The 17,326-nt window shown below is 74.3% G+C and carries 17 protein-coding genes; 16 read left to right on the top strand and 1 reads right to left on the bottom strand.

Translation table 11 applies throughout. The features are described from left to right. The first annotated feature begins 191 nt into the window (after positions 1 to 191). From ACZ6EG_RS05270 to ACZ6EG_RS05235, 8 genes are all read left to right on the top strand, one after another. Positions 192 to 521, top strand: coding sequence for a TcmI family type II polyketide cyclase (locus ACZ6EG_RS05270; protein ID WP_053125873.1), 330 nt, complete (start codon positions 192 to 194; stop codon positions 519 to 521). Beyond that, positions 518 to 1,789, top strand: coding sequence for a beta-ketoacyl-[acyl-carrier-protein] synthase family protein (locus ACZ6EG_RS05265; RefSeq protein ID WP_391972902.1), 1,272 nt, complete (start codon positions 518 to 520; stop codon positions 1,787 to 1,789). Before ACZ6EG_RS05270 ends, ACZ6EG_RS05265 begins: the two co-directional genes overlap by 4 nt. Next, a complete protein-coding gene (locus tag ACZ6EG_RS05260) occupies positions 1,786 to 2,997 on the top strand; it encodes a ketosynthase chain-length factor (protein WP_391972903.1) in 1,212 nt (403 codons plus the stop codon). Before ACZ6EG_RS05265 ends, ACZ6EG_RS05260 begins: the two co-directional genes overlap by 4 nt. A 45-nt stretch (positions 2,998 to 3,042) precedes the next feature. Next, a complete protein-coding gene (locus tag ACZ6EG_RS05255; protein ID WP_053125866.1) occupies positions 3,043 to 3,312 on the top strand; it encodes an acyl carrier protein in 270 nt (89 codons plus the stop codon). A gap of 12 nt (positions 3,313 to 3,324) precedes the next feature. Further along, positions 3,325 to 4,113, top strand: a complete 789-nt coding sequence (gene fabG / locus ACZ6EG_RS05250) for a 3-oxoacyl-ACP reductase FabG (RefSeq protein WP_391972904.1) — start codon at positions 3,325 to 3,327, stop codon at positions 4,111 to 4,113. A 42-nt stretch (positions 4,114 to 4,155) separates the two neighbouring features. Further along, a complete protein-coding gene (locus tag ACZ6EG_RS05245; protein WP_391972905.1) occupies positions 4,156 to 5,100 on the top strand; it encodes an aromatase/cyclase in 945 nt (314 codons plus the stop codon). 3 nt (positions 5,101 to 5,103) lie between these two features. After that, positions 5,104 to 6,573: an FAD-dependent monooxygenase gene (locus tag ACZ6EG_RS05240; protein ID WP_469601732.1), complete on the top strand. Its 1,470-nt coding sequence runs from the start codon at positions 5,104 to 5,106 to the stop codon at positions 6,571 to 6,573. A 97-nt stretch (positions 6,574 to 6,670) separates the two neighbouring features. Beyond that, positions 6,671 to 8,197 carry an FAD-dependent monooxygenase gene (locus ACZ6EG_RS05235; RefSeq protein WP_469601729.1) on the top strand — a complete coding sequence of 509 codons (1,527 nt, stop codon included), beginning with the start codon at positions 6,671 to 6,673 and terminating at the stop codon, positions 8,195 to 8,197. Positions 8,198 to 8,609: 412 nt separating this feature from the next. Here ACZ6EG_RS05235 and ACZ6EG_RS05230 read toward each other — a convergent pair whose 3' ends face one another. Continuing rightward, complete coding sequence (locus ACZ6EG_RS05230; protein ID WP_391972908.1) at positions 8,610 to 9,695, bottom strand: methyltransferase; 1,086 nt, start codon at positions 9,693 to 9,695, stop codon at positions 8,610 to 8,612. Between the two features lie 253 nt (positions 9,696 to 9,948). Here ACZ6EG_RS05230 and ACZ6EG_RS05225 point away from each other — a divergent pair, with 253 nt between their 5' ends. From ACZ6EG_RS05225 to ACZ6EG_RS05190, 8 genes are all read left to right on the top strand, one after another. Further along, complete coding sequence (locus ACZ6EG_RS05225) at positions 9,949 to 11,064, top strand: ScyD/ScyE family protein (RefSeq protein ID WP_391972909.1); 1,116 nt, start codon at positions 9,949 to 9,951, stop codon at positions 11,062 to 11,064. 259 nt (positions 11,065 to 11,323) lie between these two features. Then, entirely contained in the window at positions 11,324 to 12,454 is a 1,131-nt protein-coding gene (locus ACZ6EG_RS05220; RefSeq protein WP_469601725.1) for an inositol-3-phosphate synthase, read from the top strand. Then, the gene (locus tag ACZ6EG_RS05215) at positions 12,451 to 13,455 is read left to right on the top strand and encodes an SCO3242 family prenyltransferase (RefSeq protein WP_469601722.1); all 1,005 of its coding nucleotides are present in this window, start codon (positions 12,451 to 12,453) and stop codon (positions 13,453 to 13,455) included. Before ACZ6EG_RS05220 ends, ACZ6EG_RS05215 begins: the two co-directional genes overlap by 4 nt. Continuing rightward, complete coding sequence (locus ACZ6EG_RS05210) at positions 13,452 to 14,297, top strand: sugar phosphate isomerase/epimerase family protein (RefSeq protein ID WP_469601720.1); 846 nt, start codon at positions 13,452 to 13,454, stop codon at positions 14,295 to 14,297. Before ACZ6EG_RS05215 ends, ACZ6EG_RS05210 begins: the two co-directional genes overlap by 4 nt. Then, the gene (locus ACZ6EG_RS05205; protein WP_391972913.1) at positions 14,294 to 14,878 is read left to right on the top strand and encodes an EboA domain-containing protein; all 585 of its coding nucleotides are present in this window, start codon (positions 14,294 to 14,296) and stop codon (positions 14,876 to 14,878) included. The genes ACZ6EG_RS05210 and ACZ6EG_RS05205 overlap by 4 nt, the downstream gene beginning before the upstream one ends. A 2-nt stretch (positions 14,879 to 14,880) precedes the next feature. Next, positions 14,881 to 15,756 carry a TatD family hydrolase gene (locus tag ACZ6EG_RS05200; protein ID WP_469602632.1) on the top strand — a complete coding sequence of 292 codons (876 nt, stop codon included), beginning with the start codon at positions 14,881 to 14,883 and terminating at the stop codon, positions 15,754 to 15,756. Positions 15,757 to 15,759: 3 nt separating this feature from the next. After that, a complete protein-coding gene (eboE, locus tag ACZ6EG_RS05195; protein WP_469601716.1) occupies positions 15,760 to 16,932 on the top strand; it encodes a metabolite traffic protein EboE in 1,173 nt (390 codons plus the stop codon). Then, a partial coding sequence (locus ACZ6EG_RS05190; RefSeq protein ID WP_469601713.1) for an alkaline phosphatase family protein occupies positions 16,929 to 17,326 on the top strand: 398 nt, incomplete at its 3' end. The genes eboE and ACZ6EG_RS05190, both read left to right, overlap by 4 nt.

The raw sequence follows: 17,326 nt of genomic DNA, 5'->3' as shown, positions 1-17,326 counted from the left end.
CGTGTGCGGCCGGCCCCTCGCGCGGGCCCGGCTCCGCCACGGCTCAGGCAGGCCCCGTGCGGGCCGCTACCGCCGCACCGCACCGTCGTAACCGTCGTGGTCGACGGCGCCGCGGCCCGGCCGCCGCGCCGGGCCCGTGCCCGTGCCCGCTGCGAGAACCCTTCCGCGCACATCGCCGAGGAGCCAACCCTATGCACAGCACGCTGATCGTCGCCCGGATGGCGGCCGCCTCCAGCAACGACGTGGCGAAGTTGTTCGCCGACTTCGACGCCACCGAGATGCCGCACCGCATGGGCACCCGGCGCCGCCAGCTGTTCTCCTACCGGGGCCTGTACTTCCACCTCCAGGACTTCGACGAGGACAACGGCGGCGAGCTGATCGAGGCGGCCAAGGCCGACCCGCGCTTCGTGGGCATCAGCGAGGACCTCAAGCCGTTCATCGAGGCCTACGACCCCGCCACTTGGCGCTCACCGGCCGACGCCATGGCCACCCGCTTCTACGACTGGGAGGCCTCCCGTTGAGCAGGCGACGCGTCGTGATCACCGGGATCGAGGTGATCGCACCGGGCGGAGTGGGCCGCGAGAAGTTCTGGAACCTGCTCAGCTCGGGGCGCACCGCGACCCGCGGCATCACCTTCTTCGACCCCGCCCCCTTCCGCTCCCGGGTGGCCGCCGAGGCCGACTTCGACCCCTACGCGCACGGCCTGAGCCCCCAGGAGGTCCGCCGCCTGGACCGGGCCGCCCAGTTCGCCGTCGTCGCCTCCCGCGGCGCGGTCGCCGACAGCGGCCTGGACATCACCGCCCTGGACCCCCACCGCGTCGGCGTCACCGTCGGCAGCGCGGTCGGCGCCACCATGGGCCTGGACCAGGAGTACCGCGTCGTCAGCGACGGAGGCCGCCTGGACGCCGTCGACCACACCTACGCCGTCCCCCACCTGTACGACTACATGGTGCCCAGCTCCTTCGCCACCGAAGTCGCCTGGGCGGTGGGCGCCGAGGGCCCCAGCACCGTGGTCTCCACCGGCTGCACCTCCGGCATCGACTCCGTGGGCTACGCCGTCGAACTGGTCCGCGAGGGCTCCGCCGACGTCGTCATCGCCGGCTCCTCCGACGCGCCGATCTCCCCGATCACCATGGCCTGCTTCGACGCGATCAAGGCCACCACCCCCCGCCACGACGACCCCGAGTGCGCCTCCCGCCCCTTCGACAAGACCCGCAACGGCTTCGTCCTCGGTGAGGGAACCGCCTTCTTCGTCCTGGAGGAACTCGAGGCCGCCCGCAAGCGCGGCGCCCACATCTACGCCGAGATCGCCGGCTACGCCACCCGCTCCAACGCCTACCACATGACGGGCCTGCGCCCCGACGGCGCGGAGATGGCCGAGGCGATCACCCTGGCCCTGGACGAGGCCCGCCTCAACCCGCAGGCCATCGACTACGTCAACGCCCACGGCTCGGGCACCAAGCAGAACGACCGGCACGAGACGGCCGCCTTCAAGCGCAGCCTGGGCGAGCACGCCTTCCGCACCCCGGTCAGCTCCATCAAGTCCATGGTCGGGCACTCGCTGGGCGCCATCGGCTCCATCGAGATCGCCGCCTCGGCCCTGGCCATGGAGTACGACGTCGTCCCGCCCACCGCCAACCTGCACACGGCCGACCCCGAGTGCGACCTCGACTACGTGCCCCTGGTCGCCCGCGACCAGCTGGTCGACGCGGTCCTGACCGTCGGCAGCGGATTCGGCGGCTTCCAGAGCGCCATGGTGCTCGCCAGCCCGGAAAGGAGCCTGGTATGACCGCCTCCACGGTGGTGACCGGCCTGGGCGTCGCCGCGCCCAACGGCCTGGGACTGCAGGACTACTGGGCCGCGACCCTGGGCGGCAAGCACGCCATCGGCCGCATCACCCGCTTCGACCCCACCGACTACCCCGCCCGCCTGGCCGGGCAGATCGACGGCTTCGAGGCCGAACGGCTGCTGCCCAGCCGGCTGCTGCCCCAGACCGACCGCGTCACCCGCCTGGCGCTGGTCGCCGCCGACTGGGCGCTGGCCGACGCGGGAGCCGACCCCGCCTCCCTGCCCGCCTTCGACATGGGCGTCATCACCGCCTCGGCCGCCGGCGGCTTCGAGTTCGGCCAGGGCGAACTGCAGGCCCTGTGGAGCCAGGGCAGCCAGTACGTCTCCGCCTACCAGTCCTTCGCCTGGTTCTACGCCGTCAACAGCGGCCAGATCTCCATCCGCAACGGCATGAAGGGCCCCGCCGGCGTCGTCGTCAGCGAAGGCGCCGGCGGCCTGGACGCCGTCGCCCAGGCCCGCCGCCAGATCCGCAAGGGCACCCCCCTCATCGTCACCGGCGCCGTCGACGCCTCCCTGTGCCCCTGGGGCTGGGTCGCCCAGCTCGCCGGCGGCAAGCTCTCCACCAGCGACGAACCCGACCACGCCTACCTGCCCTTCGACCGTGACGCCCACGGCTTCGTGCCCGGCGAGGGCGGCGCGATCCTCATCGCCGAGGACGCGGCCGCCGCCCGCACCCGCGGCGCCCGCCCCTACGGCGAGATCGCCGGCTACGGCGCCACCATCGACCCCCGCCCCGGCAGCGGACGCGAACCCGGCCTGCGCAAGGCCATCGAGATCGCCCTGGCCGACGCACACCTGGACGCCACCGACATCGACGTCGTCTTCGCCGACGGCGCCGGCGACCCGGCCGGCGACCTCGCCGAGGCCGACGCCATCAGCGCCGTCTTCGGCGACCGGGGCGTGGCGGTGACCGTGCCCAAGACCATGACCGGCCGCCTCTACTCCGGCGGCGCACCCCTGGACCTGGCCGCCGCCTTCCTCGCCCTGCGCGACGGCGTCATCCCGCCCACCGTGCACATCGACCCGTGCGCCGACTACCCCCTGGACCTGGTCCTGGGCGAGCCGCGCCCGGCCCCGCTGCGCACCGCCCTGGTCCTGGCCCGCGGACACGGCGGCTTCAACTCCGCCATGGCCGTCCGCGCCGTCTGACCACCCCGCCACCGCACCGCACGCCGCACCACGGAAGGAACCAGCATGGCTACCAAGCTCTTCACCCTCGACGACCTCAAGCGCACCCTGCGCGACGCCGCCGGCGTCGCCGAGGGCGTGGACCTGGACGGCGACATCCTCGACACCGAGTTCGAGGTCATCGGCTACGAGTCCCTCGCCCTGCTGGAGGCCGGCAGCCTCATCGAGCGCGAGTACGGCATCTCCCTGGACGAGGAGGCCGTCGGCGAGGCCAACACCCCCCGCACCTTCATCGAGGTCGTCAACGCCCAGCTCGCGCCCGCCCAGGCCGCCTGAAGGAGCCCCGCCATGACCGACACCACCACCCAGCGCGTCGCCGTCATCACCGGCGCCACCAGCGGCATCGGCCTGGCCACCGCCCGCCTCCTGGCCGGCCAGGGCCACCGCGTGTTCATCGGCGCCCGCAGCGCCGACAACGTCGCCGCCACCGTCAAGGAACTCCAGGCCGAGGGCCTGGACGTCGACGGCGCCGTCGTCGACGTCCGCTCCACCGCCTCCGTCGACGGCTGGATCCAGGCCGCCGTCGACCGCTTCGGCACCCTGGACGTCGTCGTCAACAACGCCGGCCGCTCCGGCGGCGGCCCCACCGCCGACATCGCCGACGACCTGTGGGACGACGTCATCGACACCAACCTCAACAGCGTCTTCCGCGTCACCCGCGCCGCCCTGACCCTCGGCGGCCTGCGCGCCAAGGACCGCGGCCGCATCATCAACGTCGCCTCCACCGCAGGCAAGCAGGGCGTCGTCCTGGGCGCCCCCTACTCCGCCTCCAAGCACGGCGTCGTCGGCTTCACCAAGGCCCTGGGCAACGAACTGGCCCCCACCGGCATCACCGTCAACGCGGTCTGCCCCGGCTACGTCGAAACCCCCATGGCCCAGCGCGTACGCCAGGGCTACGCCGCCGCCTACGACACCTCCGAGGAAGCCATCCTCGACAAGTTCCAGGCCAAGATCCCCCTGGGCCGCTACTCCACCCCCCAGGAGGTCGCCGGCCTCATCGGCTACCTGGCCTCCGACACCGCCGCCTCCATCACCTCCCAGGCCCTGAACGTCTGCGGCGGCCTCGGCAACTTCTGACCCACCCGTCCCGGCACCCGAACCGACGAGGAGTAACGCCTCATGACCACGCGTGAGGTCGAGCACGAGACCACGATCGGCGCCCCGGCCGCCCAGGTCTACGAACTGCTCGCAGACGTGACCCACTGGCCGCGCATCTTCCCGCCCACCATCCACGTGGACCGCCTCGAAGCAGGCGGCGACCAGGAACGCATCCGCATCTGGGCCACCGCCAACGGACAGCCCAAGGACTGGACCTCCCGCCGCACCCTGGACGCGAAGAACCTCACCATCACCTTCCGCCAGGAGATACCGGCCGCCCCCGTCCAGCACATGGGCGGCACCTGGATCATCGAAGCGCTCACCGAGGACACCTCCCGCGTGCGCCTCCTGCACGACTACAGCGCCCTGGGCGACGACCCCCACGACCTGCTGTGGATCGAACAGGCCGTGGACAAGAACAGCACCCAGGAACTGGCCGCCCTCAAGACCAACGTCGAAGCCGCGCACGCCGCCGCCACCGACGACCTCACCTTCTCCTTCACCGACACCGTGCACATCGCCGGCGCCGCCAAGGACGTCTTCGACTTCATCAACGAAGCCCACCTGTGGTCCGAGCGGCTCCCGCACGTCGCCGTGGTCCGCCTCACCGAGGACACCCCCGGCCTGCAGGAACTGGAGATGGACACCCGCGCCAAGGACGGCTCGGTGCACACCACCAAGTCCTACCGGGTCGTCTTCCCCCACCACAAGATCGCCTACAAGCAGGTCACCCTGCCCGCCCTGATGACCCTGCACACCGGCGAGTGGACCTTCACCGAGAACGACCAGGGCACCACCGCCTCCTCCCAGCACACCGTCACCCTCAACACCGCCAACATCGCCCGCATCCTGGGCCCCGACGCCACCGTCGCCGACGCCCGCGCCTACGTGCACAGCGCCCTGTCCACCAACAGCAGCGCCACCCTCGCCCACGCCAAGGCCCACGCCGAGCAGAAGCAGGCCTGAGCCGTGACAGCGGACCTCCTGGACACCGACGTCGTCGTCGTCGGGGCCGGACCCGTCGGGCTGATGCTCGCCGGGGAACTGGCCCACGGCGGCGCCGGCGTCGTCCTCGTGGAGAAACGCCACGCCCCCAACACCGAGTCCCGGGCCTCCACCCTGCACGCCCGCACCATGGAGATCCTCGACAGCAGGGCCCTGCTGCCCGAGTTCGGCGACCCGCCCCAGGAAACCCGCGGCCACTTCGGCGGCCTGCCCCTCGACCTGACCCTGCCCACCTCCCACCCCGGCCAGTGGAAGGTGCCCCAGACCCGCACCGAGGTCATCCTCCAGGAATGGGCGCTGTCGCTGGGCGCCAGACTCAAGTGCAAGCACGAGGTGACCGCCCTCCGTGACACCGGCGAGGCGGTGGAGGTCCACGCCAACGGACCCGACGGCACCCCCCTGCGCCTGCGCTGCCGCTACCTCATCGCCTGCGACGGCGAGGACAGCACCGTGCGCCGCCTGACCGGCGCCCCCTTCCCCGGCCACAGCGCCACCCGGGAACTGCTGCGCGCCGACGTCGCCGGCATCGACGTGCCCGCCCGCCGCTTCCAGCGCCTGGAGCACGGCCTGGCCATCGCCGCCCGCCGCCCCGACGGGGTGACCCGCGTGATGGTCCACGAGTTCGGCTCCACCGCCCAGCACCGCCCCGGCGGCGACGTCTCCTTCGAGGAGATCACCGCCGTGTGGAAACGCGTCACCGGCGAGGACATCAGCTCCGGCACCCCCCTGTGGGCCAACGCCTTCGGCGACGCCTCCCGCCAGCTCACCCACTACCGCCACGGCCGCGTCCTGTTCGCCGGCGACGCCGCCCACCAGCAGATGCCCATCGGCGGCCAGGCCCTCAACCTCGGCGTCCAGGACGCCTTCAACCTCGGCTGGAAACTCGCCCTGGTCGTCCGCGGCAAAGCCCCCCACACCCTCCTGGACACCTACCACAGCGAACGCCACGCCACCGGCCGCCGCGTCCTGGCCAACATCCGCGCCCAGGCCCTGATGCTGCTCGGCCCGCCCCAGGTCGGCCCGCTGCGCACCCTGCTGGGCGAACTGACCGCCCTGGACGACGTACGCCGCCACCTGGCCGGCATGATCAGCGGCCTGGACGTGCGCTACGACGTCGGCGGCCCCGCCCACCCCCTGCTCGGAGCGCGGCTGCCCTGCACCGAACTGCGGCTGCCGGAGCGCACCGTCACCACCACGCGCCTGGTCCGCTCCGGCGGGGGAGTCCTCCTCGACCTCACCGGCGCCCCCACCGCGCCCGCCCCCACCGGCTGGGCCGACCGCGTCACCGCACTGTCCGCCCGGGCCGCCCCCACCAGCGCCCTGCACGGCACCGAACGGGTCCTGGTCCGCCCCGACGGGCACGTCGCCTGGGCCGGAGCGGGCACCGACGGCCTCACCGAGGCCCTCACCCGCTGGTTCGGGCCACCCCGCTGAAGAGCCGCGCCCCCTTCCCGGCGGGGGCACCGGCACACCGCCCCCCACCACCACCGCCGGGACCCCGACCGACCCCACCGTTCAGGAAGGAACCACCATGGAAGGGACAGCGGCGGACACCGACGTCATCATCGTCGGCGCCGGCCCCACCGGACTGATGCTCGCCGGCGAACTGCGCCTGGGCGGGGCCCGCGTCGTCGTCATCGAGAAACTCCCCGCCCCCACCGGCCAGTCCCGCGGCCTGGGCTTCACCGCCCGCGCCATGGAGACCTTCGACGAACGCGGACTGCTGCCCCGCTTCGGCCAGGGCGACACCCTCGCCACCAGCCCCATGGGCCACTTCGGCGGCGCCCAGTTCGACTTCACCGTCCTGGAGGACGCCCACTTCGGCGCCCGCGGCATCCCCCAGGGCGACACCGAAGCCGTCCTGGAGGACTGGGCGGGCGAACTGGGCGCGGACATCCGGCGCGGCTGGGAGTTCGTCTCCCTCACCGAGGGCCTGCCCGGCGACGACGGCGTCGAGATCACCGTCCGCACCCCCGACGGCGGCCGGCAGACCCTGCGCGCCGCCTACCTGGTGGGCTGCGACGGCGGCTCCAGCCGCGTCCGCCGGGCCGCCGGCATCGACTTCCCCGGCACCGACGCCACCCAGGGCATGTACCTGGCGGACATCACCGGCGTCGAACTCACCCCCCGCTTCCTGGGCGAACGCCTCAACGGCGGCATGGTCATGGCCGCCCCGCTGTCCGAGGGCGTGTGGCGCATCATCGTCTGCCCCGACGGCCGCCCCGCCCACGACCGCGAACGCACCGTCACCTTCGAGGAGGTCGCCGGCGCCTGGCAGGACATCACCGGCGAGGACATCAGCCACGGCGGCGCGAGCTGGGTCAGCTCCTTCACCAACGCCACCCGCCAGGCCGCCCACTACCGGCGCGGCCGGATCTTCCTGGCCGGCGACGCCGCCCACATCCACCTCCCCGCCGGCGGCCAGGGCCTGAGCACCGGCGTGCAGGACGCGGCCAACCTCGGCTGGAAACTGGCCGCCGCCGTCCGCGGCGACGCCGACGACACCCTGCTCGACACCTACCACGGCGAACGCCACCCCGTCGGCGCCCGCCTGCTGATGAACACCCGCGCCCAGGGCATCGTCTTCCTCGGCGGCCCCGAGTCCGACCCGCTGCGCGAACTGATGGCCGAACTCGTCCGGTACGACGACGTCAAACGCCACCTGGCCGGCATCGTCAGCCACCTCGACATCCGCTACGACCTCACCGGCGACGACACCGGCGAGGGCACCGGCACGGCGCACCCGCTGGTGGGCCGCCGGATGCCGCCGCGGACCCTGATCGGCACCGGCGGCGAGACCACCCCCGCCCGCCTCCTCCACCAGGGACACGGCGTCCTGCTCGACCTGGCCGACGACCCCGCGATACGCCGCGCCGCGGCCGGCCGGCCCGACCGGGTCGACGTCGCCACCGTCCTGGCCAAACCCACCGACGGCCCCGACGCCCTGGCCGGCGCCACCGCCGTCCTGGTCCGCCCCGACGGCTACGTCGCCTGGGCCGGCACCTCACCCAAGGGCCTGGAAGAAGCCCTCACCCGCTGGTTCGGCCCCACCCGCTGACCCGGCCCCCCTCCTGCCCCCGGCGCGTGTGCGGCACGCCGGGGGCACCCCCATGCCCCCATCCCGGCCGACCGGCCCATCCCGGCCGACCGGCCCCACCTCGGCCGACCCCGGCCCCACCTCGGCCCCACCTCGGCCGACCCCGGCCGGACAACGACCGCCACAGCCCGGCCACTTGCCGGACAGCCCCGCCCCCGCACCCGACTCCCGCCGCACAACACAGCCCCGCGCCGCGCTTGCACGGGACAGCCCCCGCCCCGCGCCGGACAACACAGCCCCGCGCCGGGGTCCGACGGGACGGCTCCCGCCCCCGCGCCGGGCGTCCGCCGGACACCCCCCGCCCCCGCGGACGCGGGAAGGCCCCGCCGCGGTCCCTCATCCGCGGCGGGGCCTTCCGGTCACCAGGGGCGGATCACACGGGCACGGCCTCCACCAGGGAGATCGCCGCCGCCGTCTCCACCACGCGCTCCAGACGGAACCCGGCACGCGCCAGCAGGTCCGCGTACTGGCCGGGAGTGCGCTCACGGCCGCCGACCAGCAGCATCAGCCACAGGTCGACCAGCTTGCCGGAGTGCGGCGCATCACCCTGCTCCGGAATCACCATCTCCGCGATCAGCAGCCGCCCGCCCGGCTTGATCGCCGCACGCACGTTGCGCAGGATCTGCAGCGCCTGCTCCTCGGGCCAGTCGTGCACGATGTGCTTGAGGACGTAGGCGTCCGCCCCGGCCGGCGGCACCTCGAACAGGTCCCCGGCCACCCGCTCGGTCCGCTCGGCGACCCCCTGCGCGGCCAGGAACTGCGCCGACCCGTTCTCCTCCACCCGCGGGTCGTACAGCACGCCCCTGGTGCCGGGGGAGGAGGCCAGGATGCCCGCCAGCAGTCCTCCCTGGCCGCCGCAGAAGTCCACCACCGTGCCGAAGGACGAGAAGTCGTAGGCCGCGACGATCGGCCCGGTCTCCGAGGCGGACATGCTGCCCATGCCCTCGAAGAACACCTGGCCGTACTCGGCGTTCTTCGTCAGGAACTCGAAGGCGTGCATGCCCCGCAGCTTCGGCAGCGCCGGCTCACCGGTGACCACGGTCTCGGGGAAGCCGCTCCAGTCCTCCCAGTGGATCGGATGGCCCATCAGCAGCGCGATCGGGCGCATCGACATCGGGTGGTCGGCGCGCAGCGCGTCCGCCATCGGCGTCAGCTCGAACGTGCCGTCCGCGCGCGTCGCGAACACCCCGTTGCTCGCCAGCAGGCGCAGCACCCGCCCGAGCGCGTCCGCGTCCGCGCCGACCCGCCCGCCCAGCTCCTCGGCCGACAGCGGCCCCTCCGCGAGCGCCTCGGCCACCTTCAGCTCGGCGGCCACGTGCACCGCCCGCGAGACCATGACTCCCATGATCATTTCCAGCAGGGCGAACGGCGGCGGCGCCAGCTCCCGGCTCTGCCGCTGCAGATCCGCTCGCGCTCTCTCCGCTTCCCGGACGACGTGCGGGGGCGGCAATTCGGGCATGAGAATCCTCCGTTGCAGGAGTGCATGGTCTGTCCCAACCGTGTCCCAACCGCCGGAAGGGATCCGGACTACCACGATAGGTAAAAAGGTCGAAGCCGCCTGGAGGGAAACTCGAACGCCGGTGGTTTATAGGTTCCCCCGTCTTTTCCTGCGGAACATTTGACGCGATAAACGAGGCGGCTGCCCTAAGGTGGCGCTGATTTCGCATCCGCTCTCCAGGTAATTGGGGGGAGCAATGGAACCGAGGAGAGAAATGCCGAACTCGCGCAGTTCCTGGACGAAGATAATCCTGGCGGCCGGCGTGGCCGGTGCCGTCGCCGTCCCGCTGACCGCCGGCCCCGTCCAGGCGCAGCCCCAGGCCCACCGCCACCACCACACCCGCACGGCCGCCGAGCCGGTCCTGACCGTCGTGGCCTCCCAGCTGAACAACCCGCGCGGGGTCACCGCGCTGCCCGACGGCTCCCTGCTGGTCGCCGAGTCCGGCACCGGCCTGGCCGGCTGCCCCCTGGACCAGACGTGCCTGGGCGCCACCGGCTCCGTCTACAAGGTCAAGGGCAGCTTCAAGGGCCGCGTCGCCACCGGCCTGGCCTCCACCGCCAAGGGCGTCGCCCCGGGCGCCCCCATCTCCGCCAACGGCCCCAGCGACGTCCTGCCCGACCGCTTCGGCGGCTACGTCGTCGCCAGCGCCCTGGGCGGCACCAACGACTCCCGCGCGGCCCTCGGCGAGGGCGCCAAGACCCTGGGCACCGTCTTCCGCACCCGCGACGGCAAGGTCCTGGCCGACCTCACCGACCACGAGACCCGCCTCAACCCCGACGGCGGCGACGTCCACGCCAACCCCTGGCGCCTGGTGCGCAGCGGCAGCGGCTACCTCGTCACCGACGCCGGCGCCAACACCGTCGTACGCGGCAACAGCGACGGCACCACCACCACCCAGTACCTGCTGCCCAAGAACGAACTGCCCACCGGCGCCGCCGAGACCGTGCCCACCGGCATCACCAAGGCCGCCGACGGCACCGTGTACATCGCGGACATGAGCGGCGGACGCCTGGGCGCCTCCCGCGTGTGGAAGATCGCCCCCGGCCAGCAGCCGCAGGTCCTGGCCACCGGACTGACCAACCTGGTCGACCTGGAGCTGGACCGCCACGGCGACCTGCTCGCCCTGTCCTACAGCTCCGCCCAGCTGGCCGGCCCGCCGCAGCCGGGCACCCTGTCCAAGGTCGACACCGCCACCGGCGCCGTCTCCGTGATCCCCACCGGCGACCGGCTGCGCCAGCCCACCGGCCTGGCCGTCGACCGCTGCGGCAAGGTGTACGTCACCAACAACACCGTGGGCACCAACGGCGAACTGCTGCGCGTGACCTACTGATCCGGGCGCGCCCCCGCGCACGCCACCCCCCAAGGCCCCGCCGGCCCCTCAACGGCCGGCGGGGCCCACGCACGCCCCGCCTCCTTGCGTGCCGCCGAGACCCGGGTCCCGGCGGCACCCAAGGAGACGGGGCGGTGGGATCCGGCTCGGCGGCCGCTCGACATCCGGCGGAGGACCGCACCCCCACCCCGCCCCGCTCGGCATCCTGGCCCCACACCCCCCGCGCCACCACCCAGACCCACGCCCAGGGAGGCTGCTCGTGACCCCACACGCCACCACTCCAGCCGCCGGTGCCGCCACCGGCGTGTGGCTCATCGGAGCCCGCGGCTCGGTGGCCACCACCGCGGTGGCGGGCTGCGCCGCCGTCGCCGCCGGCCTCCACCCGCCCACCGGCCTGGTCACCGAGACGGACGCCTTCCACGCCGCCGGCCTGCCCGCCCTGGACTCCCTCGTCTTCGGCGGCCACGACACCGCCGGCACCCCCCTGCCCAAACGCGCCGAGCACCTGGCCGCCCAGGGCGTCCTGCCGCACTGGCTGCCCGCCGCCGTGCACGCCGAACTGACCGCGGCCGACCAGCGCATCCGCCCCGGCGGCCCGGTGGACGGCGACCCCCGCACCCCCGAGGAACTCATCGCCGACTTCGCCACCGACCTCCGCGACTTCGCCCGCCGCACCGGCGTCGCCCGCACCGTCGTCGTCAACGTCGCCTCCACCGAACCCGAACCGGCCCCCGGCACCTGGCCGGCCAGCTCCCTGTACGCGGCCGCCGCCCTGCGCGCCGGCTGCTCCTTCGCCGACTTCACCCCCTCCACCGGACTGCGCCACCCCCAACTCGCCCCAGCCGCACGGGTGTCGGGCCTGCCCTACGCGGGCCGCGACGGCAAGACCGGACAGACCCTGCTGCGGGCCGTACTGGGCCCGATGTTCGCCCACCGCGCCCTGGCCGTACGCGCCTGGTCGGGCACCAACCTCCTGGGCGGCGGCGACGGAGCCGCCCTGGCCGACCCGGCGGCGGCCGCCGCCAAGAACGCCGGCAAGGAACGCGTCCTGGCCGACACCCTCGGCGCGGCACCCCAGGGCGAGGTCCACATCGACGACGTGCCCGCCCTGGGGGAGTGGAAGACCGCCTGGGACCACGTCGCCTTCGACGGCTTCCTCGGCACCCGCATGATCCTGCAGACCATCTGGCAGGGCTGCGACTCCGCCCTGGCCGCCCCCCTCGTCCTCGACCTCGCCCGGCTGCTGGCCCGCGCCCACGAGAAGGGCCTGTCCGGCCCCCGGCCCGAACTCGGCTTCTACTTCAAGGACCCCGACAGCGACGAGTCGGCCCTGACCGAGCAGTACGCCCACCTCCTCGCCTTCGCCGCACGGCTGGGCCACTCTCGGTGAGCGCACCCCGGCCCGCCACCGCACCCCTGGCCCGCACCCGCCGCCCCCACCCCCGCCCCGCCCCCCTCCCGCCCCCGCCCTCCCGGCCCCGCCCGCACACCACACCCGGCGGCCCGGCCCGCGCCTGGGCCGAACTGCTGCGCCTGCCCGCCCTGTTCACCGTCCCCGGTGACGCCCTGGCGGGCGCCGCGGCGGCCGGTGTGCGTCCCGGGCCGCGGACACTGCTGGCCGTCGGCTCCTCGCTGTGCCTGTACGAGGCGGGCATGGCGCTGAACGACTGGGCGGACCGCGGCGAGGACGCCGTGGAGCGTCCGCACCGACCGCTGCCCTCGGGGCGTGTGCGTCCTGCCGCCGCGCTGGGCGCGGCGTGCGGCCTCACCGGCGCGGGTCTGGTGCTGGCCGCCGGCGCCGGCCGGCCCGCCCTCGCGGTGGCCGCGCCGCTGGCGGTGACCGTGTGGGCCTACGACCTGGGGCTCAAGCACACGCCCGCGGGGCCGGTGGCCATGGCCGCCGCCCGGGGACTGGACCTGCTCCTGGGCGCCGCCGCCACCTGCGGCACCCCCCGCCCCGCCCTCGCCCCGGCCACGGTCCTGGCCGCCCACACCCTCGCCGTCACCCTCGTCTCCCGCCGCGAGGCCCAAGGCGGCTCCAGCACCGCCCCCCTGGCCGCCCTCGCCGCCGCGACCGCCCTCACCGCCGCCCTCACCGGCCGCCGCACCGCCACCCTCCTGCGCCGCCCCCGCCCCACCCCGGCCCCCGCCGACGCCCTGCGCACCGCCCTGGCCGCCTCCTACGCCGCCACCTTCACCCGCCCCCTGGCCCACGCCGCCCTCAACCCCTCACCCCAGCTCACCCAGCGCGCCGTCGGCGCCGGCATCCGCGCCACCATCGCCGTACAGGCCGCCCTCGCCGCCCGGGCCGGCGCACCCGCCACCGCCCTGGCCACCGCCGCACTCGCCCCCCTCGCCGCCCGCCTGGCACGCAAGGTGAGCACCACATGAGCCCCCTGCGCCTGGGCTACGGCACCAACGGGCTGACCGACCTGCGTCTGGACGACGCCCTGACCCTGCTGGCCGACCTCGGCTACGACGGCGTCGGCCTGACCCTCGACCACATGCACCTCGACCCGCTCGCCCCCGGCCTCGCCGCCCGCACCGGCCGGGTGGCGCAGCGCCTGGACGCGCTCGGCCTCTCCGTCACCGTGGAGACCGGCGCCCGCTACGTCCTGGACCCGCGCCGCAAACACGGCCCCACCCTCCTCGACGCGGACCCCGACGCCCGCTGGGCCCGCATCCGCCTGCTCATCCGCGCCGTGCGCGTCGCCGCCGACCTCGGCGCCCACGCCGTGCACTGCTTCAGCGGCATCCCGGCGCCGGGCACGGACGAGGACACGGCCTGGAAGCGCCTGGCCGACGCGCTCGGCCCGGTCCTGGACGCCTGCGAGGAGACGGGCGTGCCGCTGGCCGTGGAGCCCGAGCCGGGCCATCTGCTGGCCACCCTCGCCGACTTCCACCACCTGCGGCACCTGCTGGGCGACCCCGCACAGCTCGGCCTGACCCTGGACCTCGGGCACTGCCAGTGCCTGGAGCCGCTGCCGCCCGCCGACTGCGTGCGCCAGGCCGCGCCCTGGCTGCGGCACGTGCAGATCGAGGACATGCGCCGCGGCGTCCACGAACACCTGCCCTTCGGCGACGGCGAGATCGACTTCCCGCCCGTCCTCCAAGCCCTCGCCGACACCGGCTACCAGGGCCTGACCGTCGTCGAACTGCCCCGCCACTCCCACGCCGGCCCCGAACTGGCCGCGCAGTCCCTGCCCTTCCTGCGCGCCGGAGGAACACGATGACCCTCCCGCCCACCGCACCCCCGCTCCCCGTCGGCCTCGGCGCCGAAGCACGCCGCTGGCTGACCGCCGCCTGTGCCACGGCCACCGACCACGACCCCCGCTGGGAGGTGCACTTCGCCGAAGCGGGCCGCCGCTGCGGCACCGCCCACGCGGACGCCGCCCGCGTCCTGCTGCTCACCGCGGCCCACCCCCACCCCGCCGTCCTCACCCGCCTCTACCGGCAGGGAACGGCCCCCGAACGCCGTGCGGTCCTGCTCGCCCTGCACCCCCTGCACTGCGACCCCGCCACCGGCCTGCCCCTGGTCGAGGACGCCCTGCGCACCAACGACACCACCCTCTTCACCGCCGCCCTCGGCCCCTGGACCGCCCGCCACCTCGACGCCCACCAGTGGCGGCACGCCGTACTGAAGTGCCTGTTCACCGGCGTGCCCGTCACCCAGGTCGCCGACCTCGCCACCCGCGCCCGCGGCGACACGGAACTGGCCCGCATGCTGCGCGCCCACGCCGCCGAACGCACCGCCGCCCACCGCGAGATACCCGACGGCCTCCCGCACGTGCTCGCCCTGACCCAGGAGCAGTGACCTTGCGCATCTTCGACCCGCACATCCACATGACCTCCCGCACCACCGACGACTACGAGGCCATGCACGCGGCCGGTGTCCGCGCCGTCGTCGAGCCGTCCTTCTGGCTGGGCCAGCCCCGCACCTCGCCCGCCTCCTTCCGGGACTACTTCGACGCCCTGCTGGGCTGGGAGCCCTTCCGCGCCGCCCAGTACGGCATCGCCCACCACTGCACCATCGCCCTCAACCCGAAAGAGGCGAACGACCCGCGCTGCCTGCCCGTCCTGGACGAGCTGCCCCGCTACCTGGCCAAGGACCGGGTCGTCGCGGTCGGTGAGATCGGCTACGACTCCATGACCCCGGCCGAGGACACCGCCCTGGCGGCGCAGCTCCAGCTCGCCGCCGACCACGGCCTGCCCGCCCTCGTGCACACCCCCCACCGCGACAAACTCGCCGGACTCCACCGCACCCTCGAGGTGGTGCGCGAGTCCGCGCTGCCCCTGGACCGGGTGCTGGTCGACCACCTCAACGAGACCACCGTCAAGGCCGCGAAGGACAGCGGGGCCTGGCTCGGCTTCTCCGTCTATCCGGACACCAAGATGGACGAGGCCCGCATGGTCGCCCTCCTGCGCGAGTACGGCCCGGAGAAGGTCCTGGTCAACTCCGCCGCCGACTGGGGGAGGAGCGACCCGCTCAAGACCCGCAGGGTCGGCGACCTGATGCTCGCCGAGGGTTTCACCGAGGACGACGTGGACCGGGTGCTGTGGCGCAACCCCGTCGCCTTCTACGGCCTCAGCGGACGCCTCGACCTGGACCCCACGGCCACCGCCACCACCCACGAGGGCAACTCCGTCCTGCGCGGCACCCCCGCCACCGAGCCGCTGCCCGCAGGTGCGTGAACGGTGCGCTTCCGCCATCCCGACGGTTCCACCGTCCACCTGGCCTACTGCACCAACGTGCATCCCGCCGAAAGTCTCGACGGGGTGCTGGCCCAGCTGCGCGAGCACTGCGAGCCGGTGCGGCGCCGGCTGGGCCGCGACCGCCTGGGCATCGGCCTGTGGCTGGCCCGGGACGCCGCGCACGCCCTGGTCACCGACCCGGCAGCGCTGCGGGGACTGCGCGGGGAGCTGGAACGGCGGGGCCTGGAGGTCGTCACCCTCAACGGCTTCCCCTACGAGGGCTTCGGTGCCCAGGAGGTCAAGTACCGCGTCTACACGCCGGACTGGGCGGATCCGGAGCGCCTGGAGCACACGACGTCCCTGGCGCGGGTGCTGGCGGGGCTGCTGCCCGACGATGCCGGCGAGGGCACGATCTCGACGCTGCCGCTGGCCTGGCGCACCGCCTACGACGATGGCCGCGCCGACCAGGCCCGCACCGCGCTGGCCACCCTCGCCGAACGCCTCGACGCCCTTCAGGAGCTGACCGGCCGCTCCGTGCGCATCGGGCTGGAACCGGAGCCGGGATGCGTGGTGGAAACCACCCGTGACGCCATCGCCCCGCTGACCGCGGTGGGCCATGACCGCATCGGCGTGTGTGTCGACACCTGCCACCTGGCCACCTCCTTCGAGGACCCGGACACCGCCCTGGACGCCCTGGCCGCGGCCCGCGTCCCCATCGTCAAGTCCCAGCTGTCGGCTGCCCTGCACGCCGAGCAGCCCTCCCGGCCCGAGGTCCGGCGAGCGCTCGCGGCCTTCGCCGAGCCCCGCTTCCTCCACCAGACCCGCACCACCGGGCCCGGTGGCCTGCGGGGCACCGACGACCTCGACGAGGCCCTGGCCGACGGCGGACCGCTGCCCGACAGTGCACCCTGGCGGGCCCACTTCCACGTGCCCCTGCACGCGGCGCCCGCCGCGCCCCTGACCTCGACGATGGCAGTCCTCAAGACGGCGCTGGCGCGGCTGGTGGGCGGCCCGCACCCCCTCACCCGGCACCTGGAGGTGGAGACCTACACCTGGCAGGCCCTGCCGCCCGAGCTGCGGCCCCGCGCCCGCGCCCAGCTCACCGACGGGATCGCCGCCGAACTCACCCTGGCCCGCGACCTGCTGACCGACCTCGGCCTGAAGGAACTGCCATGACCGCGCCGACGCACTCCGACGGACCGACCCCTCTGCTCGTTCTCGACGTGGTCGGCCTCACCCCCCGTCTCCTGGACCACATGCCCCACCTCAAGCAGCTCGGCCAGTCAGGCTCCCGCGCCCCGCTGGGCACCGTCCTGCCCGCCGTGACCTGCGCCGCCCAGTCCACGTTCCTCACCGGTGCTCCGCCCGCCGAGCACGGCATCGTCGGCAACGGCTGGTACTTCCGCGAACTGGGCGAGGTGCTGCTGTGGCGCCAGCACAACGGCCTGGTCTCCGGCGACAAACTCTGGGACGCCGCCCGCCGCGCCCACCCCGGCTACACGGTCGCCAACATCTGCTGGTGGTACGCGATGGGCGCCGACACCGACATCACCGTCACCCCCCGCCCCGT

The organism is Streptomyces sp. NPDC041968 (genome assembly GCF_055589025.1).
The sequence above is the reverse complement of the archived record's forward strand: the minus strand, read 5'-3'. Positions and strand labels throughout refer to the sequence as shown.

What these genes read in the sequence shown, in the direction of transcription:
- ACZ6EG_RS05225 (WP_391972909.1), top strand. Translation starts at nt 9,949, where the DNA reads ATGCCGAACTCGCGCAGTTCCTGGACGAAGATAATCCTGGCGGCCGGC.
- ACZ6EG_RS05270 (WP_053125873.1), top strand. Translation starts at nt 192, where the DNA reads ATGCACAGCACGCTGATCGTCGCCCGGATGGCGGCCGCCTCCAGCAAC.
- ACZ6EG_RS05205 (WP_391972913.1), top strand. Translation starts at nt 14,294, where the DNA reads ATGACCCTCCCGCCCACCGCACCCCCGCTCCCCGTCGGCCTCGGCGCC.
- ACZ6EG_RS05235 (WP_469601729.1), top strand. Translation starts at nt 6,671, where the DNA reads ATGGAAGGGACAGCGGCGGACACCGACGTCATCATCGTCGGCGCCGGC.
- ACZ6EG_RS05255 (WP_053125866.1), top strand. Translation starts at nt 3,043, where the DNA reads ATGGCTACCAAGCTCTTCACCCTCGACGACCTCAAGCGCACCCTGCGC.
- ACZ6EG_RS05230 (WP_391972908.1), bottom strand. Translation starts at nt 9,695, where the DNA reads ATGCCCGAATTGCCGCCCCCGCACGTCGTCCGGGAAGCGGAGAGAGCG.
- ACZ6EG_RS05210 (WP_469601720.1), top strand. Translation starts at nt 13,452, where the DNA reads ATGAGCCCCCTGCGCCTGGGCTACGGCACCAACGGGCTGACCGACCTG.
- ACZ6EG_RS05260 (WP_391972903.1), top strand. Translation starts at nt 1,786, where the DNA reads ATGACCGCCTCCACGGTGGTGACCGGCCTGGGCGTCGCCGCGCCCAAC.
- ACZ6EG_RS05245 (WP_391972905.1), top strand. Translation starts at nt 4,156, where the DNA reads ATGACCACGCGTGAGGTCGAGCACGAGACCACGATCGGCGCCCCGGCC.
- fabG (WP_391972904.1), top strand. Translation starts at nt 3,325, where the DNA reads ATGACCGACACCACCACCCAGCGCGTCGCCGTCATCACCGGCGCCACC.